General features: G+C 71.3%; 23 protein-coding genes and 1 tRNA gene. 17 read left to right on the top strand and 7 right to left on the bottom strand.

Going from position 1 to position 23,625, the window contains the following annotated elements; genetic code table 11:
* Positions 1–44: 44 nt before the first annotated feature.
* Positions 45–1,538 carry a M81 family metallopeptidase gene (locus tag E4T13_RS06640; protein WP_137177405.1) on the top strand — a complete coding sequence of 498 codons (1,494 nt, stop codon included), beginning with the start codon at positions 45–47 and terminating at the stop codon, positions 1,536–1,538.
* Between the two features lie 61 nt (positions 1,539–1,599).
* Here the strand turns inward: E4T13_RS06640 and E4T13_RS06635 are convergent, their stop codons facing one another.
* Genes E4T13_RS06635 through E4T13_RS06625 form a run of 3 tightly spaced genes read right to left on the bottom strand, consistent with a single transcriptional unit; the run spans position 1,600 to position 4,327 of the window.
* Positions 1,600–2,286, bottom strand: a complete 687-nt coding sequence (locus tag E4T13_RS06635; RefSeq protein WP_170984838.1) for a ribonuclease activity regulator RraA — start codon at positions 2,284–2,286, stop codon at positions 1,600–1,602.
* Entirely contained in the window at positions 2,283–3,569 is a 1,287-nt protein-coding gene (locus tag E4T13_RS06630; protein ID WP_137177403.1) for an ABC transporter substrate-binding protein, read from the bottom strand. Before E4T13_RS06630 ends, E4T13_RS06635 begins: the two co-directional genes overlap by 4 nt.
* A 17-nt stretch (positions 3,570–3,586) precedes the next feature.
* A complete protein-coding gene (locus E4T13_RS06625; protein ID WP_170984837.1) occupies positions 3,587–4,327 on the bottom strand; it encodes a FadR/GntR family transcriptional regulator in 741 nt (246 codons plus the stop codon).
* 84 nt (positions 4,328–4,411) lie between these two features.
* Between E4T13_RS06625 and E4T13_RS06620 the strand changes: the two genes are divergently transcribed.
* The 7 genes from E4T13_RS06620 to E4T13_RS06590 all read left to right on the top strand — a co-directional run bounded on the left by E4T13_RS06620 (position 4,412) and on the right by E4T13_RS06590 (position 11,802).
* Positions 4,412–5,554 (top strand): mandelate racemase/muconate lactonizing enzyme family protein, encoded by a 1,143-nt coding sequence (locus tag E4T13_RS06620; RefSeq protein WP_137177401.1) that lies wholly within the window; start codon positions 4,412–4,414, stop codon positions 5,552–5,554.
* The gene (locus E4T13_RS06615; protein WP_137177400.1) at positions 5,551–6,387 is read left to right on the top strand and encodes a DUF6772 family protein; all 837 of its coding nucleotides are present in this window, start codon (positions 5,551–5,553) and stop codon (positions 6,385–6,387) included. The genes E4T13_RS06620 and E4T13_RS06615 overlap by 4 nt, the downstream gene beginning before the upstream one ends.
* Positions 6,388–6,392: 5 nt before the next feature.
* On the top strand, positions 6,393–6,740 hold the full coding sequence (locus tag E4T13_RS06610; protein WP_137177399.1) for a hypothetical protein: 348 nt from the start codon (positions 6,393–6,395) through the stop codon (positions 6,738–6,740).
* Complete coding sequence (locus E4T13_RS06605; RefSeq protein ID WP_137177398.1) at positions 6,737–7,606, top strand: carbohydrate ABC transporter permease; 870 nt, start codon at positions 6,737–6,739, stop codon at positions 7,604–7,606. The genes E4T13_RS06610 and E4T13_RS06605 overlap by 4 nt, the downstream gene beginning before the upstream one ends.
* Entirely contained in the window at positions 7,599–8,429 is an 831-nt protein-coding gene (locus tag E4T13_RS06600; protein WP_137177397.1) for a carbohydrate ABC transporter permease, read from the top strand. The genes E4T13_RS06605 and E4T13_RS06600 overlap by 8 nt, the downstream gene beginning before the upstream one ends.
* Before the next feature lie 65 nt (positions 8,430–8,494).
* Positions 8,495–10,825: a DUF3604 domain-containing protein gene (locus E4T13_RS06595; RefSeq protein ID WP_206030084.1), complete on the top strand. Its 2,331-nt coding sequence runs from the start codon at positions 8,495–8,497 to the stop codon at positions 10,823–10,825.
* A 2-nt stretch (positions 10,826–10,827) separates the two neighbouring features.
* Complete coding sequence (locus E4T13_RS06590) at positions 10,828–11,802, top strand: tripartite tricarboxylate transporter substrate binding protein (RefSeq protein WP_137177396.1); 975 nt, start codon at positions 10,828–10,830, stop codon at positions 11,800–11,802.
* Positions 11,803–11,879: 77 nt separating this feature from the next.
* Here E4T13_RS06590 and E4T13_RS06585 read toward each other — a convergent pair.
* Positions 11,880–11,953, bottom strand: a tRNA-Gln gene (locus tag E4T13_RS06585).
* A 274-nt stretch (positions 11,954–12,227) separates the two neighbouring features.
* Between E4T13_RS06585 and E4T13_RS06580 the strand changes: the two genes are divergently transcribed.
* The 3 genes from E4T13_RS06580 (at position 12,228) to guaB (ending at position 15,610) form a co-directional block, all read left to right on the top strand.
* Complete coding sequence (locus E4T13_RS06580) at positions 12,228–13,241, top strand: Ppx/GppA phosphatase family protein (protein ID WP_170984867.1); 1,014 nt, start codon at positions 12,228–12,230, stop codon at positions 13,239–13,241.
* 17 nt (positions 13,242–13,258) lie between these two features.
* On the top strand, positions 13,259–13,939 hold the full coding sequence (locus tag E4T13_RS06575) for an RlmE family RNA methyltransferase (RefSeq protein WP_137177394.1): 681 nt from the start codon (positions 13,259–13,261) through the stop codon (positions 13,937–13,939).
* Between the two features lie 204 nt (positions 13,940–14,143).
* The gene (gene guaB, locus E4T13_RS06570) at positions 14,144–15,610 is read left to right on the top strand and encodes an IMP dehydrogenase (RefSeq protein WP_206030083.1); all 1,467 of its coding nucleotides are present in this window, start codon (positions 14,144–14,146) and stop codon (positions 15,608–15,610) included.
* Between the two features lie 39 nt (positions 15,611–15,649).
* Here the strand turns inward: guaB and E4T13_RS06565 are convergent, their stop codons facing one another.
* A complete protein-coding gene (locus E4T13_RS06565) occupies positions 15,650–17,047 on the bottom strand; it encodes a S8 family serine peptidase (protein ID WP_137177392.1) in 1,398 nt (465 codons plus the stop codon).
* A gap of 273 nt (positions 17,048–17,320) precedes the next feature.
* Between E4T13_RS06565 and E4T13_RS06560 the strand changes: the two genes are divergently transcribed.
* From E4T13_RS06560 to E4T13_RS29785, 3 genes are all read left to right on the top strand, one after another.
* Positions 17,321–17,860, top strand: a complete 540-nt coding sequence (locus E4T13_RS06560; RefSeq protein ID WP_137177391.1) for an RNA polymerase sigma factor — start codon at positions 17,321–17,323, stop codon at positions 17,858–17,860.
* Between the two features lie 3 nt (positions 17,861–17,863).
* Complete coding sequence (locus E4T13_RS06555) at positions 17,864–18,610, top strand: hypothetical protein (protein WP_137177390.1); 747 nt, start codon at positions 17,864–17,866, stop codon at positions 18,608–18,610.
* A 63-nt stretch (positions 18,611–18,673) separates the two neighbouring features.
* Positions 18,674–18,829, top strand: a complete 156-nt coding sequence (locus E4T13_RS29785; RefSeq protein ID WP_170984836.1) for a hypothetical protein — start codon at positions 18,674–18,676, stop codon at positions 18,827–18,829.
* 175 nt (positions 18,830–19,004) lie between these two features.
* Here E4T13_RS29785 and E4T13_RS06545 read toward each other — a convergent pair whose 3' ends face one another.
* The gene (locus E4T13_RS06545; RefSeq protein ID WP_240791006.1) at positions 19,005–19,757 is read right to left on the bottom strand and encodes a DUF6065 family protein; all 753 of its coding nucleotides are present in this window, start codon (positions 19,755–19,757) and stop codon (positions 19,005–19,007) included.
* A 63-nt stretch (positions 19,758–19,820) separates the two neighbouring features.
* A complete protein-coding gene (locus E4T13_RS06540; protein ID WP_137177388.1) occupies positions 19,821–20,918 on the bottom strand; it encodes a calcium-binding protein in 1,098 nt (365 codons plus the stop codon).
* Positions 20,919–21,052: 134 nt separating this feature from the next.
* Here E4T13_RS06540 and E4T13_RS06535 point away from each other — a divergent pair, with 134 nt between their 5' ends.
* The 3 genes from E4T13_RS06535 to E4T13_RS06525 are packed head-to-tail and all read left to right on the top strand — an operon-like array spanning position 21,053 to position 23,618.
* Positions 21,053–21,739, top strand: a complete 687-nt coding sequence (locus tag E4T13_RS06535) for a haloacid dehalogenase type II (protein ID WP_137177387.1) — start codon at positions 21,053–21,055, stop codon at positions 21,737–21,739.
* Positions 21,736–23,043 (top strand): RsmB/NOP family class I SAM-dependent RNA methyltransferase, encoded by a 1,308-nt coding sequence (locus E4T13_RS06530; protein ID WP_137177386.1) that lies wholly within the window; start codon positions 21,736–21,738, stop codon positions 23,041–23,043. The genes E4T13_RS06535 and E4T13_RS06530 overlap by 4 nt, the downstream gene beginning before the upstream one ends.
* Positions 23,040–23,618 (top strand): GNAT family N-acetyltransferase, encoded by a 579-nt coding sequence (locus E4T13_RS06525; protein ID WP_137177385.1) that lies wholly within the window; start codon positions 23,040–23,042, stop codon positions 23,616–23,618. Before E4T13_RS06530 ends, E4T13_RS06525 begins: the two co-directional genes overlap by 4 nt.
* The last annotated feature ends 7 nt before the right edge of the window (positions 23,619–23,625 follow it).

The raw sequence follows: 23,625 nt of genomic DNA, 5'->3' as shown, positions 1-23,625 counted from the left end.
GGCGCCGCCTGGGCTAGGCTGCGGCGTCACGCCAGAGGAAAGCCATGCGCATCGCGGTCCTGCAGTTCACCCACGAGACGGTGACCTTCCTGCCCAACGACACGACGGAGGGCGATTTCCGCTACCCCGGCTCGCCCGCCGCAGGCGAGGCGCTGCTGGCGACGGACCCGAAGGGCTACATGGGCGGCTTCGTGCAGGTGGCGCGCGAATGGCAGGACGTGGAACTGGTGGGCATCGAATCCCCGCTCTGGCCCAAGACCGGCACGGGTTCGGGCTGGATCACCAACGACGCCTTCGAGACCTTCGTCGGCCGGCAGATCGCAGAGCTGCAGCGCCTCGGCCCGTTCGACGGCGCCTTCCTCGCGCTGCACGGCGCAGCCGGCGTCCGCGGCGTGGCAAGGCCGGAAGCCGAGGTGGCGAAGCGCGTGCGCGCGGTGCTCGGCCCGAAGGCGCCGATTGCCGCGACCTTCGACCCTCATGGCAACGAGGATGCGGAGTTCCTGCGCCATGCCGACATGGCCTTCTGCGTGAAGTATTTCCCGCACTACGACATGCATCTGCAGGGCGAGCGTGCCGCCCGCATGCTGGTGCGCGCGATCCGTGGCGACTACCGGCCGGAGACGGTGACCGTGAAGGTGCCGATCCTCGCGCCGACCGTGGTGATGTGGACCGGCGCCTCGCCCTGGTCGGACCTGGTGCAGCGCGCCCTGGTGTGGGAGGCGCGTGAGCCCGACACCTATGTGAACGTCTTCTTCGGCTTCCCCTGGTGCGACGTGCCCGATGCCGGCATGTGCATCCAGGTCACGACGAACGGCAATCCCGCGCTGGCGCGCAAGGTCGCGCAGGACATGGCGGACTGGACCTGGCGGCGCCGCGCCGACCTGATCCGCGGTACGAAGCTGCACCGCATGGAAGAAGGGGTGGCGCTGGCGAAGCAGGCGGCGGCGGAGAAGCGCGTGCCCGTGGTGCTGGCCGACTACAGCGACCGCTCCGGCGCCGCGACCTGGCTGCTGCGGGCGATCATCGATGGCGGACTGACGCGCACGCTGGTCGCGACCATCGCGGACGCCGCGGCGGTGAAGGCGCTGGAAGGCGCGAAGCCGGGCGATCCGGTGGACATGGAGATCGGCGGCCGGCTTGCGGAGAGCGACGGCGATCCCGTGCGCATCGTAGGCACCGTGCTCGGCATCGGCACGCCGACCACGCCGCGCGCGATGGGTGGCGGCGACCATTGGGTGAAGGTCGGCTTCGGGGAGGGTAACGTGCTGATCCTCAGTCCCTTCCTGGTGCAGATCACCGAGCCGCATGAGTTGTGGAACCTTGGGCTGAAGCCCGAGGATTTCGACGTGATCGCCATCAAGTCGCGCGCGCATTTCCGCCGCGGCTTCGACGACAGCGGCTTCGCGCCGACCATCCTGCTGGTCGAGCCGGACGAGCCCTTCCTCGGCACCGCGCGGCTGGAGGCGCTTCCGTTCGAGCATCTGCGGCTGGAGGATTTCTACCCGTATGGCGACCCGCCGGCGCCGGTCGTCAGCTGACGCCACGGCTCCCTCCCAAGCAGTGCGGGGGAGGGCAGGGGTGGGGGCGATGCATCCTGCCTCAGCGGTATTGCCGCTCCGCGCGCCACGTCTCGAACGCGGCCTGCACCGCGGCATCCGGCGGATACAGCCCGCGCAACGGTTCCCCGCGTGCAAGCCGCGTCTTCACGTACTCTTCCAGCGCTTCCCGCGCCTCCACCTCGCGCAGCGCCTCCTCCCACAGCGCGGCGGGACATACCACGACGCCGTCCTCATCCCCCACCATCCAGTCGCCTTGCATGATCGTCACGCCGCCCAGCGCCACCGGCCGTCCATGCTCCACCAGCATCAGCGTGGCAGAGGACGACGCCGGGGCAGGGCCGCGGCACCACACGGGCAGGTCCATCGCGCGAAGCGCGGCCACATCGCGCATGCCCGCATCGCACACCACCGCTGCCGCGCCCTGCATCTGAAGCCGCAGCGCCATCAATTCGCCGAGGATGCCGGCCTCCGCCCGCGCCTCGGCCTCGATCACCAGGACCTCACCGGCCTGCACCGCCTCGATCGCGTCATGGCTCGGCGCGGCGGGATCGACGGGGTGGAAGCGCGGCGCAAGATCCTCGCGCAGCGGCAGGTAGCGGATGGTCGCCGCGCGCCCGGCGAAGCGGCAGCGCGCGGGATCGAGCGGCGCGATCCCGGTCGGCGACAGCGCCCGCAGGCCCCAGCGCTTCAGCAGCACCGAGGCGAGCGAGGCGCTGGCGGGCGTCACGAGTTGCGCGGCAGCAGTGGCGTGACGCGCTGCACCACCGATGCCATGGCCGCTTCCGGCGTCTTCATGCCGAGCACCGCGGCTTCCGTCTCCTCCTTGAAGATGTCGCCGGCGCGCGGCGCTTCGTCGAAAGCGGGCAGCGGCACGCGCGCCACGCGCAGCACGCGGCGCTCCTCATCGGCATAGGGGATCAACTCCCGGAAGCGATTATCCTCGTAGGTGGAGTTGCGCACCGGCCCGTTGCCGTTGAGTGCCGCGGCGAGCGTCGCTGGCTTCGTCACCATTGTCTGGATGAACTGCCAGGAGAGGTCCTTGCGCTGGGCGTTGCGCGGGATCGCCATGCCCCAGAACTCCACCTTGGCCGGCGCCACCTCGAACTGGCTGCGCAGCGTCTCGGAGATCGGCACGGCGATGGTGTGGACCTTGCCCGGGAATTTGCTGCGCTGCGGGTCGTTGTAGATGCGGTTGCGACCCATCGAGTTCAGCGCCATCGCGCCGCGGCCCTGCTGCATCCAGGTGTTCACGTCCTCGGTGGAGATCGTGGCGAAGTTGCGCGGGAAGGCACCGGCCTGGAACAGCTCCCGCAGCAGCTTCACCGCGTTCAGCATCGGCGGCTGGTCCGCGGTGCAGCGGAAATCCGGCGTGATGAAGTCGCCGTTCCAGGCGCGCGCGAGGTCGATGACGTTGGGATAGGTGACGCCGGGCATCACCAGCCCGGTCACCGGCGTGCCGTCGCCGCGGCGGTGCGTGGCGCGCTTGGCGAACTCCGCCATCTCCTCGATCGTCTTCGGCGGGCCGGACATGCCGCGCTCGCCGAACAGCTCGGCATTGTAGTGCAGGCCCGAGGAGGCGTGGCGGAAGGGAATGGCGGTCAGCGCACCGCCGACCTTGTAGCCCTCGATGAGGCCCGGGAAGACATCGGCGGGGTCCTCGATCGGCTTGCTGGACATGCGGGCGTCCAGCGGTTCGAACAGGGAGGCTGCGCGCGGCGAGACCTGCGTGTTGAGCAGGAACACCACGTCCACGCCGGTCTGCGGCAGGGTCGCCTCGCGCTGCACGCGTTCCCAAAGAGGGCCGGTGTCGAAGGTGGTCCACTGCACCGGTGCGCCGGTCGCTTGCGTGAAGGGCTGGGTGATGTCGCCGCCCTGGCGGCCCGTCGCCACCGTCTGGTGCACGCGATGCGACAGCACCTGCAGCGGCGCGTTGGATTGCGCGCGCGCGGCGGAGCTGACGATGAAGGGCGATGCGAGCGAAGCGGCGAGGATGCCGCGGCGGGTTGTCATGGTGGTTCCTCCCTGTGTCATGTCGGGCGCCCGAAAAGCTGCGCCAGGCGGTCATCGGCCGCCGTGAAGTGATCCAGCATCGCGGCGAAGGCGGCATCGGGGTCGCGCCGGGCCACCGCCTCCGCGACGCGACGATGGCGGTCATAGGTGCGGCGCCAGTCCGCGCGGTCGCGCTGGCCGGCGTTGAAGTGGCGCAGCACTTCCTCCAGCACCGGGCGCAGGCCCTGCATCTGCAACCGCACAAGCCGGTTGCCGCTCATCAGCGCAAGCTGGTCGTGGTAGTCGAGATCGGCGGGGATCCAGGCGCGCACGTCGCCGAGCGCCGCTTCCATGCGGGCGAGCGTCTCGGTCAGCCGCGCGATGCCGTCCTCCGTCGCGCGCTGCGCGGCGAGCCGCGCGACCTGCGGTTCCAGCATGCGGCGCAGCTCCACCGCCTCCGCCAGACCTTCGCGCGTGTTGCCGACGGCGAAGCGCCAGAAGCGCGCCAGCGGCTGCGCATCCGTCATCTCCACGATGCGCGTCGCGCGCCCCTGGCCGATCTGCACGGCGCCGAGCGCCGCGAGCTGCCGCACCGCTTCCCGCACCACCTGCTTTGAGACGCCGAAGCGCGCCGCGAGCGTCGCTTCCGAGGGCAGCGATTCCCCCGGCTTCAAGCGCCCGTCCAGAATCGCCTGGCTGAGTGCCGCCAGCACGCCATCGGCCAGCCGCACCGCGGCCAGCGGCCCGAAAGGATCGGCAGGAAGCGCGGCGCCGCTCATCCGGGCGATGCTACGCGTCCACCCCTCCGCCTTGCAACTCATCCACCTATCCGATAGGTTGCCAACAGAGGGTAGGGGGCGTGCATGGCGGTTTCGGGCGATCCGCTGATCATCCGCGAGGTCCTGGCGCATCCACTGCGTGCGCGCCTGCCGACCGTGCAGGTGACCAGCCAGGGCGACTGGCCCGCGCTCGAGATCGTCGCTGTCGAGATCCGCACGGAAAGCGGCCTGACCGGTATCGGCGAGGTGCTGGGTCGTCGCGGCGCGCTTGGCTACGCAGCATTCCTGCAGGATGCGCTGGTGCCGAAGCTGATCGGCCGCAGCGCGCATGATCGGCGCGCGCTGTGGTCCGCGATGCGCAACACGCTGACGGGGCGGCTCGGCGGGATGTTGGTGGAATGCATCGCCGGCGTGGACATCGCGTTGTGGGATTTGGCGGGGCAGGCGGCGGGGCAGCCGATCTGGCGGCTGCTCGGCGGCGTCGGGCGGCGCGCGGTGGATGCCTATGCGAGCTCGATCAACTGGGCCGACGACGCCCGCGTGGAAGCCGAGGTCGCCTCCGCCCGCGCCAAGGGTTTTCGCCAGATCAAGGTGAAGATCGGCCGCCCGCTGCCGCGCGCCATTGCGCGGGTGAAGCAGGTGCGGCGGCTGGTGGGTGACGAGGTGCTGCTCGGCGTGGACACCAACTGGGCCTATGACGCCGACGATGCGTTGCTGCTGGGCAAGGCGATGTGCGACCAGGGCTATTGGTTCTTCGAGGAGCCGCTGCCGCCCGACGACCATGCCGGCTATCGCCGCCTGGCGCAGCACCTGCCGATCCGCCTGGCGGCCGGCGAGTCCGATTTCACGGCTGCTGACTCTGCGGAACTCGTGCGCGACCATGTGCTCGGGCTGATCCAGCCTGATGTGGCGCGCTCCGGCGGCATCACCGAGACCTGGCGCATCGCGGAGCATGCCGCGCTGAATGGCGTGAACTACGCGCCGCATGTCGGCTGGTCCGGCGGCATCTGTTCCGCCGCGTCGCTGCACCTGGCAGCGGCCGCGGAGAGCTTCCTCACCTTCGAATGCATGGTCTTCGACAACCCGCTGCGGCAGGCGCTGACCGTGCCGGTGCAGGGCGATGTCGCGGGGCTCTCGGCCGAGGGCACGCTCGCCGTGCCGGACGCGCCGGGGCTCGGCGTCGCGCTCGCGCCGGATGCGCTGGACCGTTTCAGGATCACCGCATGACGCCGGAACTGTCGCGCTTCGAGCCGCTGAAGCGCATTCTCGCCTTCGACGATTTCGACCGCGGCCATTGCGGTTGGGTGCAGCACCAGGGCAACTACGACGGCGATTTCGATTCCGTCCTGCCGGGCTATGCGCAGATGCAGCCGCCGATGCTCTCCACGCTGCCGAACTGGGATTTCGGCAGCCATGGCGGCATCGACGGCAACTACGTGCTGAAGGTGCAGACGCTGCCGAACCGCGGTGCGCGCACATCCTGCGTCAAGCGCCTGACCTTCCGCGAAGCGGGCGCGATCCGGCTGGAATTCTACTTCACCTTCAAGCCCGAGGCGACGGCGCTGACGCTCTCGGAGACCGATGTGCGGTCCTTCGGACTGCTCTTCGACCTGCAGTCCGGCGATGCCACGCCCAATGGCGAGCGGGTGATGCCGCATCTGCGCTTCCTCAATGCGCGCGATGGCGACCATGTGCAGAAATGGCAGTTCAAGCGCGCGGTCGAGAAGGCCGCGACGCTGTCCGCCAAGTCCGCCACGCATGACCACATGGCGGATAGCGGCTGGGAGGACCTGCCCGGCGGCACGCAGAAGCTCTGCTACAATGAGATCCCGACCAAGGTGAACTGGCATTACGGCCGCATCGACCTGGATTTGCGCGACCTGCGCGTGACGGGCTTCCGCATCAACGACCGCGTGCACGACATGCGCAACTTCGCGGAGATGCGCATGCCCGCCTGGAAGAACCTGTGGTGCATGCTGAACATCCTGTTCTTCGTGGAGACGGATGTGGACAAGCGCGCCTGGGCCGCGCTCGATTCCGTCTGCCTCTCGGCGGAGTGAGACCGATGCTGCCGAACAGCCACCTCGCCATCGTCACCCGCAACATCACCTGGGAAGGGCCTGGCGACTTCGCGACGGAGCCGCATGAATGCGGCTGGGCGCGGGAAGCCATGGTCTTCATCCGTGCCCTGAAGCCGCCGCGCTTTCCGCAGGGCGCGCCGAAGCTCGCCGTGCAGGTCGGGCCGGACGGCATGCACTGGGCGCCGCATGGCAGCGAGATCGCGCTGCCCGCCAGCACGGAGGACATGACGGCGCTGCCGCTGGCGCAGTTCGGTGGCTGGCTGCGCCTGGCCGGCACGCTGCGCGCGGGCGAATCCATCACGCTGCTGGTCAGCATCCACCTCAAGGCATGAAGGAAGCGCTGGCGACGCGGCTTGCGCTGCTGGCGCCCGCGCCGGCGCTGGTCTTCGTCGTGCTGTTGATACCGGCACTGTATCTGGTGTGGCTGTCGCTGCATGTCTCCTCCTTCGGGCTGCAGCCGCGCTTCGTGGGCCTGGAGAACTACGCGCGCATCCTGGCGGATGGCTATTTCTGGCGCGCGCTATGGAACACCGCGCTGATCGTGCTGGTGGTGGTGCATGTCGAGTTGCTGCTCGGCCTCGGCATGGCGCTGCTGTTCGCCGCCGGATTGCCGATGCGGCGCCTGCTGCTGGCGGTGGTGCTTGCGCCCTACGCCGTCAGCGAGGTCGCGGCGGTGGTGATGTGGCGCTACCTGTTCGACCCGGAGGTCGGGCATGTCAGCTACGCCCTGCAGGCGCTCGGCCTGCCGGCGCTCGACTGGGCGGTGAACCCGACGCATGGCCTGCTGCTGGTGGCGCTGCTCAGCATCTGGCTGCACCTGCCCTTCACCTTCATGATCCTCTACGCGGCGCGGCTGGCCATCCCGCTGGAACTCTACGAGGCCGCGCGCATCGACGGCGCCAGCCCTTGGCAGGCCTTCCGGCGCGTCAGCCTGCCGCTGCTGGTGCCGGCGATCCTGATCGCGGCGCTGTTCCGCATGATCTTCGCCTTCCGCCTGTTCAGCGAGGTGTGGCTGCTGACCGGCGGCGGGCCGGCGCGCAGCACGGAAGTGGTGGCGGTGTACCTGTATCTGGAAGCCTTCCGCTACAACGCCTTCGGCGCGGCTTCCGCGACGGGGTGGCTGATGGTGGTGGGCAGCCTGCTGCTGGCCGCGCCCTATCTGTGGCGGCTGGCGAAGGCACGGCGGGCCGATGCGTAGCCGGCCCCTCGTCGCGCTGGGGAAGGCGTGCGCGGTCGCCCTGATCCTCGTCTGGTCGCTCGCGCCCATCGCGTTGATCGTCAGCGCGTCCTTCAAGCCGGAGCGCGAGATCTTCGCCTTCCCGCCACGCCTCGGCTTCACGCCGACGCTGACCCACTACGCCGCCTTGTGGGAACGCTGGCCGGATTTCTTCACGGCGCTGTTCAACAGCCTGATCGTCACGGTGATGGCGACGATCCTGGCGGTCGCGGCGAGCCTGTGTTCGGGCTACGCCTATTCGCGCTTCCGCGGCCGCTTCGTGGAAGGCTCCGCGCTGTTCCTGATCGCGGTGCGGCTGATCCCACCGATCGTCTGCACCCTGCCGCTGTTCCCCGCGGCGAATGCGCTGGGGCTACAGGACACGCATGTCTGGCTGGCGATCCTCTACGCGACCTTCTTCGTCTCGCTCGGCACCTTCGTCATGCGTGCCTTCATCGACCAGATCCCCCGTGAACTGGACGAAGCGGCGGCGGTGGATGGCGCGGGGCGGCTGCGCACGCTGGTCCGCGTCATCGCGCCGCTGGCCGCGCAGGGCATGCTGGCGGTCGCGGTCTTCGTGATCGTCTATGCCTGGAACGAGTTCCTCTTCGCCTTCATCTTCACCTCGACGCGGGCGCGGACAGCGCCCCTGGTGCTGGCGGAGATCGTCGGCAATTTCGACGGTGTCGAGTGGGGCGTGCTGTTCGCCGCCACATCGGTGCAGCTTCTGCCCGTGCTGGCCTTCGTCTGGCTGATGCAGAAGCATCTGGTCGCGGGCCTCACGGCGGGCGCGACGAAGGGCTAGCCCGGCGGGTTTGCAGCCGCGCGCGACCTGCACCTATCATGGTCGCGAAGCCGTGAGCGAGCCCGATGCCCGACGACAGTTCCGCCCCGCCCTGCGCGCATCTCGCCATTCCCGGCGCCGGCAAGGGCCATACCGCGCATCACACGGACTACATGGCCGGCGAGGTCGGGCGCGTCACGCTCTCGCCCGCCACGCCCGTCGTCGCCGGCAGCTTCGCCAGCTTCGAGATCGTCTTCACCGCGGGGCGCTTCGGCGTTGACGACACGGGATCGCTACGCATCTGCACGCGCCAGGTCTCCGATCTAGCCCGCCCGCAATTCGCCGATCCGAAGGCGCCGAACTACGTCTCGGCGGAGGCGTCGAACGGCGCCGCGCTGCGCCTGAGCTTTGATCCGAAGCTGGCGATGCGCCCCTGGAGCCGCACCATCACCATCACGGTGGAGCGCGGCTTCCTTTCGCCGGGCGACACCATCACGGTACGGCTCGGCGACCGGCGCGGTGGATCGCCGGGGCTGCGCATGCAGACCTATTGCGAGGACGAGTTCCGCTTCCTCGTCCTGGCCGACGTGTTTGCCACCTGCAACTGGGCGCTGCTGCCCGACCAGCCGAAGGTGTCCGTCGTCGCCGGCGAGGCCGCGACCTTCCGCGCCGTGCTGCCGACACGGCGACGCGCGGGAGAAGGCTTCGCGCTCGGCTTGCGTGCCGACGATGCCTGGGGCAACCCGACCGACCGTCTGCACGGACGATTTTCGCTGCGTGCGCTCGGCGCCGGCATCGAGGGCCTGCCCGCGAGCTTCGACTGGCCGGAAGGCGCGCGTGCGCATCGCATCGAGGGCCTGCGCATCGCACGCCCCGGCGAGGCGCGCGTGGAATGGCTGGACGAGGCGGGCAGGGTGCTCGCCGTCTCCAACCCGCTCGACGTCGTGGCCGACGCGGCGCTGGTCCCGTTCTGGGCGGACCTGCATGGCCAGTCCGGCGAGACCGTGGGCAGCAACAGTGCGCGGCGCCTGGCGGAATACGCGCGCGACTGCGCCTTCGTGGATGCGATGTGCCACCAGGGCAACGACTTCCAGATCACGGGGGAGTTCTGGCGCGACCTGAACCGGCTGACGGCCGAGTTTGACGTGCCCGGCCGCTTCACCTTCTTCCCGGGCTACGAGTGGAGCGGCAACACCGCGCTCGGCGGCGATCGCAACGTGATCCTGCTGAAGGAGGATGCGACGATCCACCGCTCCTGCCACGCGCTGGTCGAGGATCTGTCCGACGCGGCGCAGGACGCGCTGGACGTGAAGGCGCTGCATGCGATGCTGCGCCAGGAAGGCGACGTGCTGAGCCAGCCGCATGTCGGCGGCCGCTACGCCAACCTGTTCTACGCCCATGACAAGGCGCTGGAGCGGACGGTGGAGGTGCATTCCGACTGGGGCACCTTCGACTGGCTGCTGGAGGATGCCTTCGCCGTTGGTGCGCGCGTGGGCGTCAGCGCCAATTCCGATGGCCACAAGGGGCGGCAGGGTGCATCGCATCCCGGTGCCTCGCAATTCGGCTCCTATGGCGGCCTCACCTGCATCCTGGCGGAGGAGCTCTCGCGCCCCGCGCTGTTCCGCGCGCTGAAGCGCCGCCACCACTACGCCACCACCGCCGCGACGCGGGCGATGCTGGACGTGAAGGTGACGCTGGCGACGCCGGCCGACCTGCATGAGGACGACCCGGCACTTGGCGGCGCGCCGATCGGACGGGCCGCGACCGCCATGATGGGCGACATCCTCACCGGCGTCGCGGATGCGGAGGCTCTGTTCGAGGCCGAGCTCGCCGCAGCCGCGCCGATCGAGCGCATCGAGCTGCGCAACCGCACGGAGCTGCTGGAAGTCTGGCGCCCCTATGCCGTGGCCGATCTAGGCCGCCGCATCCGGGTGATCTGGGAAGGCTCGGAATATCGCGGCCGCGGGCGCGAGACGATGTGGAAGGGCCAAGTCGGCATCAGCGGCAACCGCTTCGGCGCGACGCGCCCGATCAACCGCTGGAACCTCGACAAGCATTTCGCGGCGGAAACCGATGCGGTGACCTTCGAGGCGGTGACGACGGGCGGCTTCGGCGGCATGGAGACGGTGCTGGAAGACGCGCGGGCCGGAACGCTCGCCATCGAGACCAACCTGGTGCAGGCGACCATCCCCGTCGCGGAGATCGGGCTGGAGGACAAGGTGTTCGAGGCCGGCGGGCTCGGCCGGCGCATCCGCGCCTTCCGCCTGCCGGATGCCAGCCCGCATCGCCGCGTGCGCCTGTCGCGCCGCATCGCGCTGCGCAGCGGCGAGGACAATGCGCTCTATCTGCGCGCGACGCTGGAGGACGGCGCCGTGGTGTGGTCGAGCCCGGTCTATCTGATCCGCGAAGGAGGCTGAAGATGCGTCGCCGTTCCCTGCTGCTGGCCGCTGCCGGCAGCACCGCCCTGCCGGCTGCGCTCCGCGCGCAGCCCGCCTGGCCCACGCGCCCGATCACCATGGTCGCGCCGCTCGCGGCCGGCAGTTCGGTCGACATCGTCGCCCGCACCGTCGCCGATGGCTGGAGCAGCCGACTTGGCCAGCCCGTGGTGACGGAGAACCGCCCCGCCGCGAACGGCACTTTGGCGCTCGGCCAGGTCGCGCGCGCGGCGCCGGATGGCTACACGGTGACCATCACCGGCCAGACCTCCATCGCCTTCAACCCGGTGCTGTATCCCACGCTGCCCTACGACCCGCTGCGCGACTTCCAGCCGATCACCCGCATCGTCGCCGTCAGCAACGCGCTGGTGGTCAAGCGCGGCTCGGCCTTCAACAGCGTCGCGGACATCGTCGCGGCGGGGAAGGCCAACCCGGGCAAGCTGACCTACTCCTCCGGCGGGGTCGGCACGACGCACCATGTCTCCTCCGCGATGTTCGCGCAGATGACCGGCTTCGAGGCGACGCATGTGCCCTACCGCGGCGCGCCGCAGGGCATCCTCGCGGCGCAGACCGGGGAGGTGGATTTCGCCTTCTTCAACATCTCGACGCTGCTCGGCCTGATCCGGTCGGGCGAATTGAAGGCGCTGGCGGTCACCTCCGCGACGCGGTCGTCCTACCTGCCCGAGGTGCCGACGATGCAGGAGGCGGGCGTCGCGGGTTATGAGATGAGCACCTGGATCGGCGTTTCCACCGTCGCGCGCACGCCGGCGCCCATCGTGCAGCGTATGTACGAGGTGACGCAGGCGATGATGGGCGACGAGGCCGTGCGCAAGCGGCTGACCGAGATCGGCTTCGACCTCATCCCGCAGCCGCGGCCGGCGGAGATGGTGGAGATCCACAAGGCCGAATTCGAGCGCTGGGGGCCGATCCTGAGGGCCGCGGGTGTCAGGCGGGACTGAGGGAGGAACGGGCGGGCTGACGGCGCATCATCGAAGCGGCGTGGCCCGTACGCGCACGGCGGCGCGATCTAGGCGGCTGGCTGGGGGACCTGGATTCGAACCAAGGCTGCCGGAGTCAGAATCCGGAGTTCTACCACTAAACTATCCCCCACCGCCGGCGGGCTCGCCCCCTTAACGCGGCGAGGGGGCGGGGGTTACCACAGCGACCCGGGGCAGGCAACAGCGGCTCGTTTCCCTTCACGGAAATGCCTTGCCCCGGAGGCAAGCTCGCCGGATCATGCACTTGGCGACCGAACCGCCGCGGTGCTCCACCAGCCGCGCGGGCCTGCCGCCAGCCGAACGACATGCCTGACGACGCCCGACCCGCCCCCGTCCCGGCACCCACCCCAGCCCCCCGCCCGGCCCTGCTGCCCCGGCGCGACGCGATGCATGCGCCGAGCTACGCGGCGCTCGATCTCGGCACCAACAATTGCCGGCTGCTGGTGGCGACCCCCTCCGGGGGCGGATTCCGGGTGGTGGACAGCTTCAGCCGCATCGTCCGGCTCGGCGAGGGGCTGGTGGCGACCGGCATTCTCTCCGACGCGGCGATGGACCGCGCCATGGCCGCGCTTCGCGCCTGCGCGGACAAGCTGCATCGCCGCCCGGTTCGCGCGCTGCAGGCCGTGGCCACCGAGGCCTGCCGCCGCGCCACCAACGGCCCTGCCTTCCTCGCCCGGGTCGAGCAGGAGACCGGGCTCCGCCTGCGCACCATCTCCGCGCGGGAGGAGGCGGAGCTCGCCATGGAATCCTGCGCCCCGCTGCTGGAGTCGGAGGACCGGCGCGCCCTGTTGTTCGACATCGGCGGCGGCTCCACCGAGATCGCCTGGATCCGCATCCAGCCGCATCGCCCCGCGCCGGAGCTGATCGGCTATCTCTCGGTGCCCGTTGGCGTGGTCACGCTGTCCGAACGCGGCGGCCCGTCCTGCTTCACCGAGGCCGGCTTTCACGCCGTGGTGAACGAGGTGGCGGAACGCCTGTCCGGCTTCGATGCCGTCCATCGCATCGCGCAGGAGATCCGCTCGGGCGGCGTGCGGCTGATGGGCACCTCCGGCACCGTCACCACCCTGGCGGGCGTGGCCATGGCCCTGCCCCGCTACCGCCGCCCGCTGGTGGACGGGCAGACTCTGGATGCCTGCCTGGCCGACCAGGCGCTGGGCGACCTGTTCGCCCTGGGTCGCGAAGGCCTGGCCGCGCACCCCTGCGTCGGACCGGAGCGCGTGGAGTTCGTGCTGCCGGGCTGCGCCGTCTATGCGGCGATCCGCCGCGTCTGGCCGGTGCCGCGGCTGACGGTGGCCGATCGCGGGCTGCGGGAGGGGATGCTGCTGCGGCTGATGCGCGCCGACCGCCATGCCGCGCGCAGCCATGCGCCGCGCCGCCAGGGCTGGCACGGCCAGGCCTGATCGCCGATATCCGGGTGATGACCAGGACACCGACCAGCGGCCGGTCCCTTTCCGCGCGGCTGCGCACCGCCAAGGGCCGCAGCCCGCAGAGCCAGCGCTGGCTCGAACGGCAGTTGAACGATCCTTACGTGCAAGCCGCGAAGGCGCAGGGCTGGCGGTCCCGCGCCGCCTTCAAGCTGATCGAGCTGGACGAGAAGTTCCGGCTGCTCAAGCCAGGCGCGCGCGTGGTGGATCTTGGCTGCGCCCCGGGTGGCTGGACGCAGGTGGCGGTGCGCAAGGGCGGCGAGCGGGGACGGGTGGTGGGGCTCGACCTGCTGCCGGTCGATCCCGTTCCGGGCGCCACGATCCTGCAGGGCGATTTCCAGGACCCGGCGGCGGAAGCGGCGGTGGAGCAGGCGCTCGGCGGCCAGGCGGACCTGGTGCTGTCGGACATGGCGCCGAACACCACGGGCCATGCGGCGACCGACCATCTGCGCATCATGGCGCTGGCCGAGCTGGCGCTGGATTTCGCGCTGCGCGTGCTGGCGCCCGGTGGCGGCTTCGTGGCGAAGGTCTTCGCCGGCGGGTCGGAGAAGGCGTTCCTCGACATTCTGAAGCGGAACTTCGCCCAGGTCCGCCACGCCAAGCCGCCGGCCAGCCGCAAGGACAGCGCGGAGCTGTATGTGGTGGCGACCGGCTTCAAGGGCGCGCAACCCTGACCCGACGAACCGTCAGGCAGGCTTCACGGCGCATCCGCTGGACGCGGGGTCACCAACGGGTGTAGGGCGGGCCGCCAAGGTCGCGTTCCCCGAGAGGTTCCCGCCATGGCGCCCCCCGACAGCCCTGCCAGCCTGACTGCCCCGGCTTCCGATGACCGGAGGGCGGAACGGCGCGACGCCGCGAGCGCCGGAGGCCTGCATCGGATGCCGCGCTTCGAGGAAGCTTTCGCCTTCGACGACGTCCTGCTGGTGCCCGCCTATTCCACCGTGCTGCCGGCGGAGACCGACACGCGCACCCGCCTGACGCGGGAGATCGCGCTGAACATTCCCCTCGTCGCCGCGGCGATGGACACCGTCACCGAGGCGCCGATGGCCATCGCCATGGCCCAGGCCGGCGGGATCGGGGTGATCCACAAGAACCTGAGCCCGGAGGACCAGGCGGCCCAGGTCCGGCGCGTCAAGAAGTTCGAATCGGGCATGGTGGTGAACCCGCTGACCATCCACCCCGACCAGACGCTGGCCGATGTCCACGCGTTGCAGGACGCCCACAAGATCAGCGGCATCCCCGTGGTGGAGCGCGACTCCGGGCGCCTGGTCGGCATCATCACCAACCGCGATGTCCGCTTCGCCTCCGATCCCAATACCCGCGTCTATGAGCTGATGACGCGGGAGAACCTGGTGACCGCCAACACCGATGTCACGCCGGCGCAGGCGCGCGCGCTGCTGCACAAGCACCGGATCGAGAAGCTGCTGGTGGTGGACGAGGCCTATCGCTGCGTCGGCCTGATCACCGTCAAGGACATGGAGAAGGCGCAGGCCAACCCCAGCGCGGTGAAGGACGCGATGGGGCGGCTGCGCGTGGCGGCCGCCACCGGCGTGGGGGAGGACGGCTTCCACCGCGCCGGCCTGCTGGTGAAGGCCGAGGTGGATGTGATCGTGGTGGACACGGCGCATGGTCACTCCGCCGGCGTGATGAAGGCGATCGAGCGGATCAAGCGCCTGTCGAACTCGGTGCAGGTCGTCGCCGGCAACATCGCGACGCCGGAAGCGGCCCTGGCGCTGATCGAGGCGGGGGCCGATGCGGTGAAGGTGGGCATCGGCCCGGGCTCCATCTGCACGACGCGCATCGTCGCCGGCGTCGGCGTGCCGCAGTTGACGGCGGTGATGGAGAGCGCCGCGGCCTGCCGCGAGCGCGGGGTGCCCTGCATCGCGGATGGCGGCATCCGCTCCTCCGGCGACATCGCCAAGGCTGTGGCTGCGGGCGCCGATTGCGTGATGATGGGCAGCGTCTTCGCCGGCACCGACGAAGCGCCCGGCGAGGTCTTCCTGTACCAGGGGCGTTCGTACAAATCCTATCGCGGCATGGGCTCGCTGGGTGCGATGGCGCGGGGCAGCGCCGACCGCTACTTCCAGGCGGAGGTCGCGGACAAGCTGAAGCTGGTGCCGGAAGGGATCGAGGGCCGCGTCGGCTACAAGGGCCCGGTGGGCGCGGTGGTCCACCAGATGGTGGGCGGCTTGCGCGCCGCCATGGGCTACACCGGCAGCGCCACGATTGCCGACATGCAGAAGACCGCGCGCTTCCGCCGCATCACCAATGCCGGCCTGCGCGAGAGCCATGTGCATGACGTCGCGGTGACGCGGGAAGCGCCGAACTACCGCATGGAAGGATAGGGGCACACCGGGCAGGCGGCGCGCCGCCTCGCCGCGCGTTCACCCCGCGGGCTGCGCGGTGCCGGCCTCCGGCGCCGGGTTCTCCGCCGCGGAACAGCCCGGCGACCTGATGAGGCCCCAGCCGAATACCGGATCGCGCCCCGGTGTCCCGAGATCGAGTGCCGTGCCGGCAAGCTGCGCGAGAGCTTGCTCCCGGTCGCTGGTGCGCATCGCGATCGCGAAGGCGGCCGTCACCGCCGGCACGGCGTAGGACGTGCCGCTCAGCCGCGCGCCGTTGCGGCCCGGGGCTTCAAGCCCGACGCCCGGTCCGGCGAAGGCGAGATGCGCGCCGCGCACGGCGCGCACGAAGGGCCGCCGGGCTGCGTCCACGGCCGTCACTGCCACCACCCAGGGATAGGCCGCCGGATAGCGCGGGGGGCTGCGCGGCCCATCATTCCCGGCTGCCGCGGCCAGCAGCATGCCGCGCGCGGCGGCGCGCTCGGTGGCCAAAGCGAGGACGTCGTTCGGCGGACCGGCGAAGGACAGGTTGGCCACCTCGATGCGCCGCTCGAGCAGCAGCGCGAGAGCGGCGGCGACATCGAAGGCATCGGCTGCGTCGCCGTCGGGACGGCGATGGAAGGCGTCGACCACCACCACCTGCGTGTCGGGGAGCGCCTTGACCAGCAGCGCCGTCACCGCGGTGCCATGGCCGTTGCGCGCCGGCGCGCGGCCGGGGCTGCGCCGCGTCACCAGCTGCACCGGCCGCCCTGCCAAGGCTGGGTGAGCGGCATCGAAGCCGGTATCCACCACGCCCACAGGCTTGGTGGGGCAGGTCGTGGATGCCTCGGGCAGGGCGGCCGGAAGCGGCCCGGCCTCGGGCCAGTAGAGATGCGTCAGGTCGAAGCGTGCCGCCGGCGCCAGCGCACGGGCACGGTCGCGCGCTGCCGCATCGCCGACGCCCGGCGGCGGCGCGAGCCGCACAAGGCTGCCAGGCACGAGGCCGGCGGGCGTCTCTTCCAGCACGCGGAAACCGCCCGCCAGCAGCCGCGCCAGGCTCGGGCCGTCCACGCCGATCCCGGTGATCTGCCTCGGCACGGTGGCAGCACGGCCGGGTGGCGACTGCCGCTGCGCGGGCGCCGGCGCTGGCGCCGCGGGCGGCTGCGGCGCGGCCGGCGGCGTCGCGCTGGTCCCGAACAGGCCGAGCACGCCGCGCAGGTCGCGCGAGAAGCTGCCCGTGCCCGGCGCGCCCAGGCCGAGGGAACGTCCCTGATCGCCTCCGCCCGTGCCGTCGCTGCCCGTGCCTCCGCCGCCCGGCGAGCCGCCGGCGCCACCCGATGCGCCCCCTGCCGCACCGCCGGCCCCGCCACCGTCGTCGTCGTCATCGGCGCTTGCCGGTGCGGCGCCCAGCGCCAGCGCCACGAGCAGCACCGGAAGGCCGATCCGTCCCCAGCACGCCATGCCTACAGCCCCTCCCGCCGCCGATGCCGTCCTCCGCAACGAATGCGGTAGCAGACAATTCCCTTCCGTGCCGTTCTGGCGTAGGCGAGGCGCGGAGGCGAGGCGCCGCCAGAGCTTTTTCAGGCCAAGCGGAATCGCTTGGCGACACGGAAAAAGCGATCACACGAAGATGCCGGGGCCGTATCGCCGCATCCGCATGCGGCGAAGCGGCCCTCGACGGTGCGTAGCGGAATATGTGCGGGGCTGCGACGATATGGAGGCAGGCCGAGGACAGTGACGGACAACGCCCATGCGCCGAGCGCCTTCGCGTTGCAACTCGTCGCGCTGCTGCCGCGGCTGCGCCGGTTCGGCGCCGGCCTCACCGGCTCGCTCGACGCGGCGGACGATCTCGTACAGAGCGCGTGCGAACGCGCGCTGCGCGCGCCGGAGCGTTTCACGCCGGGCACGCGGCTCGACTCCTGGATGTTCCGAATCATGCAGAACATCTGGATCGACCAGCGCCGCGCTGCCGCCCGCGCCGGCATCCCGGCGACGGAGCCGGAGACGCTTGCGGCCCTGGTGGGAGAGGATGGCCGCCGGGTGACAGAGGCGAACCTTACGCTGGAACGCGTCGCGTCGGCGATGGAGGCGCTGAGCGACGACCAGCGGGCGGTGCTGGCGGCGGTGTGCATCGAGGGCCTGTCCTATGCCGAGGCGTCCGAGGTTCTCGGCGTCCCGACCGGCACGGTCATGAGCCGGCTGTTCCGTGCTCGGCGCGGATTGGCCATCCGCCTCGGCTTCCTGGATGTGGCGGGTGGCGGAGAGGGTGACTAGGCGATGAGCGGTGACGAGCCGAGTGACGAGATGCTGATGCGGCTGGCCGATGGTGAGATCGATGAACCGCTGGCCGCCGCGTTGCGCGCGCGCATCGCTGCCGATCCGGCGCTCGCCGCGCGCTTCGCCGTCTTCGAGCGGACCGGCCGGGCGGCAGCTGGCGCCTTCGCGCCGGTGGCTGCGCAGCCCGTACCCGACCGCCTGCTGGCCGCGGTGCTGGCCGCCGACGCGGCGGCGCGTCCGGACCGGCAGCGCGCGGCCGAGGTGATCCCGATGCCGCGACGGTCCATGCGCGCGCGGCTGCTGCCGCTCGCGCTGGCCGCCTCCGTCGCGGCGCTGCTCGCGCTGCCGGCCGGCTACATGCTCGGGAGCGGCGGCGCGGGCGGTGGGTTGCGCGATCCGCTCCGCGGGGCGTCGGCGCTGGTCGCCGAGACGCTGCAGAGCGTGGCGTCCGGCGGCGAGCGGCACGCGGACGGGCTGACGGTCCGCCCGCTTGCGTCGCATCGCGTGGCGGGCGGCATCTGCCGCGACTTCCTGCTGGACTCGCCCGCTGGCGCTGTGCTGGGCGTCGCCTGCCGCGACGCGGCGGGATGGGCGCTTCGCGCGAGCGTCGCGCTCGGCGGCGGCGACGCGCTGCGGACGGCCTCGGCCGACCATCCGGTGATCGCCGCGGCGCTCGAAGGCCTGGGTGCGGAGCCGCCGCTCGATCTGGAGAGCGAAGCCGCCGCCTTGCGGCGCGGTTGGCGGTAGCATCGGCGGCCGGCTTGGGGGCCGGCCGCCTCGCCCGATCAGCGGCTGCTGTTCGAGCTGGAATTGCTGCTCGAGTTCGAGGAGCTGTTCGAGCTGGAGTTGCTGCTCGAGTTCGAGGAGCTGTTCGAACTGGAGTTGCTGCTCGAGTTCGAGCTGCTGTTCGAGGAGCTGTTCGAGCTGGAGTTGCTCGCGAAATGCAGCATCCCCTTCGCCGCCTGAGCCTCGGCGCCCGCCGCCGGGATGGCGGGGCGGGCCTCGGCGGTGCTGGCGATCAGCACGAAGCCGGTGGCGATGGCGGCCAGCGGCAGGGTAGTGCGGCTCATCTGGTGTCTCCCTCTCGGGTCTCTGATGCCGGGAAAAGCCCCGGCGTCAGGACAACGGAGGAAAGCGGCGTCTATTCCCCGCCGCCGCGGCGCTGGTCGCGCATCTCCCGCCGGTACCAGCCTTCCGCCGCGAGGGTCTGTCGGAAGATGCGCTCGCGTGCCGCCGCCTCCTCCGCTGTCTCCGCGCGCACGACGCCGCAGAGCGCGGCGTCGGCGCGGCGGAAGGGGATGACCTGCACGAGCGGCGTGCCACGCTCGATGACATGCACGCCGTCTGCGCCGGTCGCGAAGAAGGGCAGATGCACCGGCGAGGCGTAGCTGTCCGTGTCGACGATGCCCGCCACGCATTCGAAGGCAGGATGCGGGCGATTCAGCGGGGGCAGGAACAGGCATGACCAGCCCGCCGCAGTGCGGATGGTCCAATGGTTGTGGAACTTCACCGGCGGGCGCGGCTGCATCGGGTGCCCGGCGACCTGTGGCGATGCGTGGTTGCTCACCATCACGCGGTCGAACTCCCAGCCGGCCTGCACCGTCCGCCCCTCATCGGAGACCTGCAGCCGCACGGTCGCCGCGATCGGCAGGATCCAACCGGTGGCGAGCGCATCGAAGAAGGGCATGCAGCGCTTCGCGGTCAGCGCGTTGTTGGTGGCGGAGAGATGCGCGGGGTCCACCGCGGGCAACCGGCGGAACCAGTCGGGCAACATGGATCGCGCCGGCACCGGCGCGGCGATCACGCCCTCGTCCTCGGGGCGGCAGAGGAATTCGATGATGTTCGGCCCACGCGCCTCCGGCGTGGCCGTCTCCGGCTCAGGCAGCATCAGCATGGTGTCGGCTCCCTGGAAGGTGATGACGGAGGGGACGCGGGGATCGCCCGCGCCCCCCGGATGTCAGAAGATTTCGAAATCGCTGTTGCTGAGCGTCGTGACGCCCTGCAGCGTCGCGATCGTCACCGGCCCCTGGCCGCCGCGCCCGTCGGCATCCCAGCGCAGCACGCCGGTATCCGTGTCGAGCAGGAAGGTGCCGACGCCGGCCACGCCCGCGACCGGCGCGCTGTTCGCCACCACCTGCCAGGGCTGCAGCGAATTGCCGGCCTGGAGGCCGCCGCCGAACAACTCGCCCTCGATCGCGATGCGGTCCACCCCCACCTGGAAGTCGGTGACGATGTCGCGGTCGGCGGCGGTATTGCCGAACACGAAATAATCGGTGTCGGCGCCGCCGGTCAGGCGATCCACGCCTGCGCCGCCCCGCAGCCAGTCGGTGCCGATGCCGCCATCCAGCCGGTCGGCACCGTCGCCGCCGCGCAAATCGTCGTCGCCGAGCCCGCCACGGAGCATGTCGGCCCCCGCATCGCCGAACACCAGGTCGGACCCGTCGCCGCCATCCACGGTGTCGTTGCCGAAGCCGCCGCCGACGAAGTCGTCGCCATCGCCGGCAGCCACGATGTCGTTGCCGTCGCCGGCGAAGATCTCGTCGGCATCCTGGCCGCCGTCGAGGACGTCGTTGCCCAGGCCGCCGAACAGCGTGTCCTCGCCGCTGCCGCCGAGGACGCGGTCGTCGCCATCCCCGCCCTCGACGAGATCCCTGTCCGCGCCGCCGTCGAGCGTATCGTTGCCGAAACCGCCGAAGACGAGGTCGTCGCCCGAGCCGCCGAAGGCGCGGTCGTTGCCATCGCCGGCGAAGACCTCGTCGCCGTCCTCGCCGCCATCGAGGAAGTCGGCGCCTCGTCCGCCGAACAGCGTGTCGAGGCCCTTGCCGCCGAGCACGCGGTCGTCGCCGTCGCCGCCCTCGACCAGGTCGTCGTCCTCGCCGCCATCCACGGTGTCGTTGCCGTCGTCGCCGAACAGGCGGTCATTGCCCTTGTTGCCGAGCAGGCGGTCATTGCCGCCGAAGCCCTCGAGCTGGTCGTTGCCTTCGAGGCCGTCGACAACCTCGGCGAAGTCGGTGCCGATGATCGTGTCGTCGGCATCTGTGGGAAAGGGTGGCATGGGTCTCTCCGTCGGTTGCGCCGGTCATCCGGCCAGCCCGAGAACGACCTGGCCGGGGGGTTATTCCCCGCCGCTCTTGCGGCCGGCCTCGCGCGGGCCGAGCATGGAGCCCCATCGGACGGGATGCGCACGGCATGCCCACACGCGACATCCGCATCGCCGCGGTTGTCTTCGACGCCTACGGAACACTGCTCGATGTGCACGCCGCGGTCGCGCGGCATGCCGGGCGGATCGGCCCGCAGGCCGGCGCCGTTTCCGCGCTGTGGCGAACGAAGCAGCTCGAATACTCATGGATTCTTTCCGCGACGGGCGACTACGAGGATTTTTCTTGCGTCACCGCGCGCGCGCTGGACGTTGCCTTGGCGGCGCATGGCGTCGCGGACGCGGCCTTGTGCGAGGATCTGCTCGGCGCCTACCGCCGGCTCGACGCCTTTCCCGATGCCGCGCCGGCGCTTTCCGCGCTGCGCGGGGCCGGCATGGCAACCGCCATCCTCTCCAACGGCGAGCCTGGCATGCTGGCCGAGGCGGTGGAGGCCGCCGGCCTCGCGCCGCTGCTGGACGCGGTACTCTCCGTGCATCCGCTGCGGTGCTACAAGCCGGCACGGGCGGTCTATGCGCTTGCCACCGACCGCTTCGCCTGCCAGCCGCATGAGATTGCCTTCGTCTCCGGCAATGCCTGGGACGCCTATGGCGCCGCGCGCTTCGGCTTCCGGACGTGTTGGCTGAACCGGTCGGCCGTGCCGACGGAATACTGGCTGGACCGACTGGCTGCGGCGCGCATCGGGACGCTTGCGGACCTGCCGGGGCTGCTCGCGCCGTGACCCCCGCAGGCCGCCTGCAGGCGGCGATCGACCTGCTCGCCGCCGTGGAGGAGCAGCCCCGCCGGCCCGCGGACGCCATCGCGACGGATTTCTTCCGCACCCGCCGCTACATCGGCAGCGGCGACCGCCGCGCCGTCTCCGACCTCGCCTGGGGCGCGATCCGCCAGAAGCTGCGGCTGGACTGGCATCTCGCGCGGCTCGGCGTCCGCCCCGCGCCACGCCTGGTGCTGGCGGCGCATCTGCTGCTGGCCGAGGGCTGGACGCTGCAGAAGCTCGGCGGCCACTTCACCGGGGACCGCTTCGCGCCGGCGCCGCTGGCGGCCGAGGAGGTCGCGCTGCTGCGCCGCCTCGCCGGGACGCCGCTGGTCCATCCGGAGATGGAGGAGGGCACGCGGCTGAACCTGCCGGACTGGGCGTTGCCCGGTCTTCGCGCGCGCTTCGGCGACACGCTCCCCGCCGAGGCGGCGGGGATGGAGGCGGCGGCGCCGCTCGACCTGCGCGCCAACCTGCTGCGCACCAGCCGGGAGTCCGCGCGGCTGGCGCTGGCGGGGGAGGCGATCGCCGCCCTGCCGACCCCGCTCTCCCCCTGGGGGCTGCGAGTCGCGGAGCGCAAGCCGGTCACCGGCACCGCCGCGTTCAAGGAAGGACTGGTCGAGGTGCAGGACGAGGGCAGCCAGATCATCGCCCTGCTGACCGATGCGCGGCCCGGCATGCGCGTGGCGGATTATTGCGCGGGCGCGGCCGGCAAGACGCTGGCGCTGGCCGCGAGCATGGGCAACCGCGGCCATATCGTGGCCTGCGACGTCTCCGCCCCGCGGCTGGAAGGCGCCGTGCGCCGCCTGCGCCGGGCGGGGGTGAACAATGCCGAGCGCCACCTGCTGGAGCCCGGCGACAAATGGCGCAAGCGCCGCGGGCGCAGCTTCGACCGCGTGCTGGTGGACGCCCCCTGCACCGGCAGCGGCACCTGGCGGCGCAATCCCGATGCGCGGCTGCGCACCACGGCGACCGATCTGGCCGAGCTCACCGCCAAACAGGGCGTGATCCTGGAGGACGCATCAGAGCTGGTGCGTCCGGGCGGAAGACTGGTCTACGCTACCTGCTCGCTCCTTCCGGAGGAGGACGAAATGCAGATCGAGCGCTTCCTCGGGCGCCATCAGGATTTCGTCAAGCGCCCCATCCCGGCGCTGTGGGCGGAGCTTTGCCCGGGCGTGCCCTGCCCGGTGGAGGCCGACATGCTGGCCCTGTCTCCCGCCCGCCACGGGACCGACGGCTTCTTCGCGGCGGTGCTGGAGCGGCGGCCATGATCTGCGTCCGCCGCGCCCGGGCCGACGACGCCGCGGGCATCGCCGCCGTCCATGTCGCTGCCTGGCGCAGCGCCTATGCCGGCATCCTGGACGACGCCTATCTGGCGGGCCTGTCGGAGGTGCGGCTCGCTGCCTTCTACCAGCGGGCCATCCTGGACCGGCGGCAGGGTCATGTTGTGTTCGTCGCGACCGCGGGCGGCGCCGACCTGCCGGGCGACCAGGCCGGGCCCGGAGCGTCGATCGTCGGCTTCGCCTCCGGAGGGCGGGCACGCCGCGCCGGCCTGGCGGAGGGCGAGGTGGAGACGCTCTACGTGCTGGACGATTTCCGGGAACGCGGCGTGGGGCGACGGCTGATGCGGGCGATGGCGGCGCATCTGCGCGCCATCGGCTGCCGCTCCGCCCTGGTCTGGGTGCTGGCCGACAACAATGCCCGCTGGTTCTACCGCCATCTCGGCGGGCGGCCGTCGATGACGGAGACCATCGGCGTCGCCGGCCGGCCCGTGCAGCAGACCGCGCTGACCTGGGACCCGATCGACGTCCTGCTGAGCGCGACGGCGCCGGTGCAGGAGGGGTAGGGGCGCA

It is taken from the genome of Roseomonas sp. AR75 (genome assembly GCF_005222815.1).
In the GTDB taxonomy this organism is placed as follows: domain Bacteria; phylum Pseudomonadota; class Alphaproteobacteria; order Acetobacterales; family Acetobacteraceae; genus Falsiroseomonas.
Note: the sequence above shows the minus strand (reverse complement) of the source record. Positions and strands in the feature narration are given on the sequence as shown.

Bases quoted from the DNA above. Each gene is read 5' to 3' on its own strand.
- E4T13_RS06580 (WP_170984867.1), top strand. From the start codon at position 12,228: ATGCATGCGCCGAGCTACGCGGCGCTCGATCTCGGCACCAACAATTGC.
- E4T13_RS06540 (WP_137177388.1), bottom strand. From the start codon at position 20,918: ATGCCACCCTTTCCCACAGATGCCGACGACACGATCATCGGCACCGAC.
- E4T13_RS06555 (WP_137177390.1), top strand. From the start codon at position 17,864: ATGAGCGGTGACGAGCCGAGTGACGAGATGCTGATGCGGCTGGCCGAT.
- E4T13_RS06640 (WP_137177405.1), top strand. From the start codon at position 45: ATGCGCATCGCGGTCCTGCAGTTCACCCACGAGACGGTGACCTTCCTG.
- guaB (WP_206030083.1), top strand. From the start codon at position 14,144: ATGCCGCGCTTCGAGGAAGCTTTCGCCTTCGACGACGTCCTGCTGGTG.
- E4T13_RS06610 (WP_137177399.1), top strand. From the start codon at position 6,393: ATGCTGCCGAACAGCCACCTCGCCATCGTCACCCGCAACATCACCTGG.
- E4T13_RS06630 (WP_137177403.1), bottom strand. From the start codon at position 3,569: ATGACAACCCGCCGCGGCATCCTCGCCGCTTCGCTCGCATCGCCCTTC.
- E4T13_RS06605 (WP_137177398.1), top strand. From the start codon at position 6,737: ATGAAGGAAGCGCTGGCGACGCGGCTTGCGCTGCTGGCGCCCGCGCCG.
- E4T13_RS06535 (WP_137177387.1), top strand. From the start codon at position 21,053: ATGCCCACACGCGACATCCGCATCGCCGCGGTTGTCTTCGACGCCTAC.
- E4T13_RS06600 (WP_137177397.1), top strand. From the start codon at position 7,599: ATGCGTAGCCGGCCCCTCGTCGCGCTGGGGAAGGCGTGCGCGGTCGCC.
- E4T13_RS06595 (WP_206030084.1), top strand. From the start codon at position 8,495: ATGCCCGACGACAGTTCCGCCCCGCCCTGCGCGCATCTCGCCATTCCC.
- E4T13_RS06625 (WP_170984837.1), bottom strand. From the start codon at position 4,327: ATGAGCGGCGCCGCGCTTCCTGCCGATCCTTTCGGGCCGCTGGCCGCG.
- E4T13_RS06565 (WP_137177392.1), bottom strand. From the start codon at position 17,047: ATGGCGTGCTGGGGACGGATCGGCCTTCCGGTGCTGCTCGTGGCGCTG.
- E4T13_RS06525 (WP_137177385.1), top strand. From the start codon at position 23,040: ATGATCTGCGTCCGCCGCGCCCGGGCCGACGACGCCGCGGGCATCGCC.
- E4T13_RS06615 (WP_137177400.1), top strand. From the start codon at position 5,551: ATGACGCCGGAACTGTCGCGCTTCGAGCCGCTGAAGCGCATTCTCGCC.
- E4T13_RS06590 (WP_137177396.1), top strand. From the start codon at position 10,828: ATGCGTCGCCGTTCCCTGCTGCTGGCCGCTGCCGGCAGCACCGCCCTG.
- E4T13_RS06620 (WP_137177401.1), top strand. From the start codon at position 4,412: ATGGCGGTTTCGGGCGATCCGCTGATCATCCGCGAGGTCCTGGCGCAT.
- E4T13_RS06575 (WP_137177394.1), top strand. From the start codon at position 13,259: ATGACCAGGACACCGACCAGCGGCCGGTCCCTTTCCGCGCGGCTGCGC.
- E4T13_RS06545 (WP_240791006.1), bottom strand. From the start codon at position 19,757: ATGCTGATGCTGCCTGAGCCGGAGACGGCCACGCCGGAGGCGCGTGGG.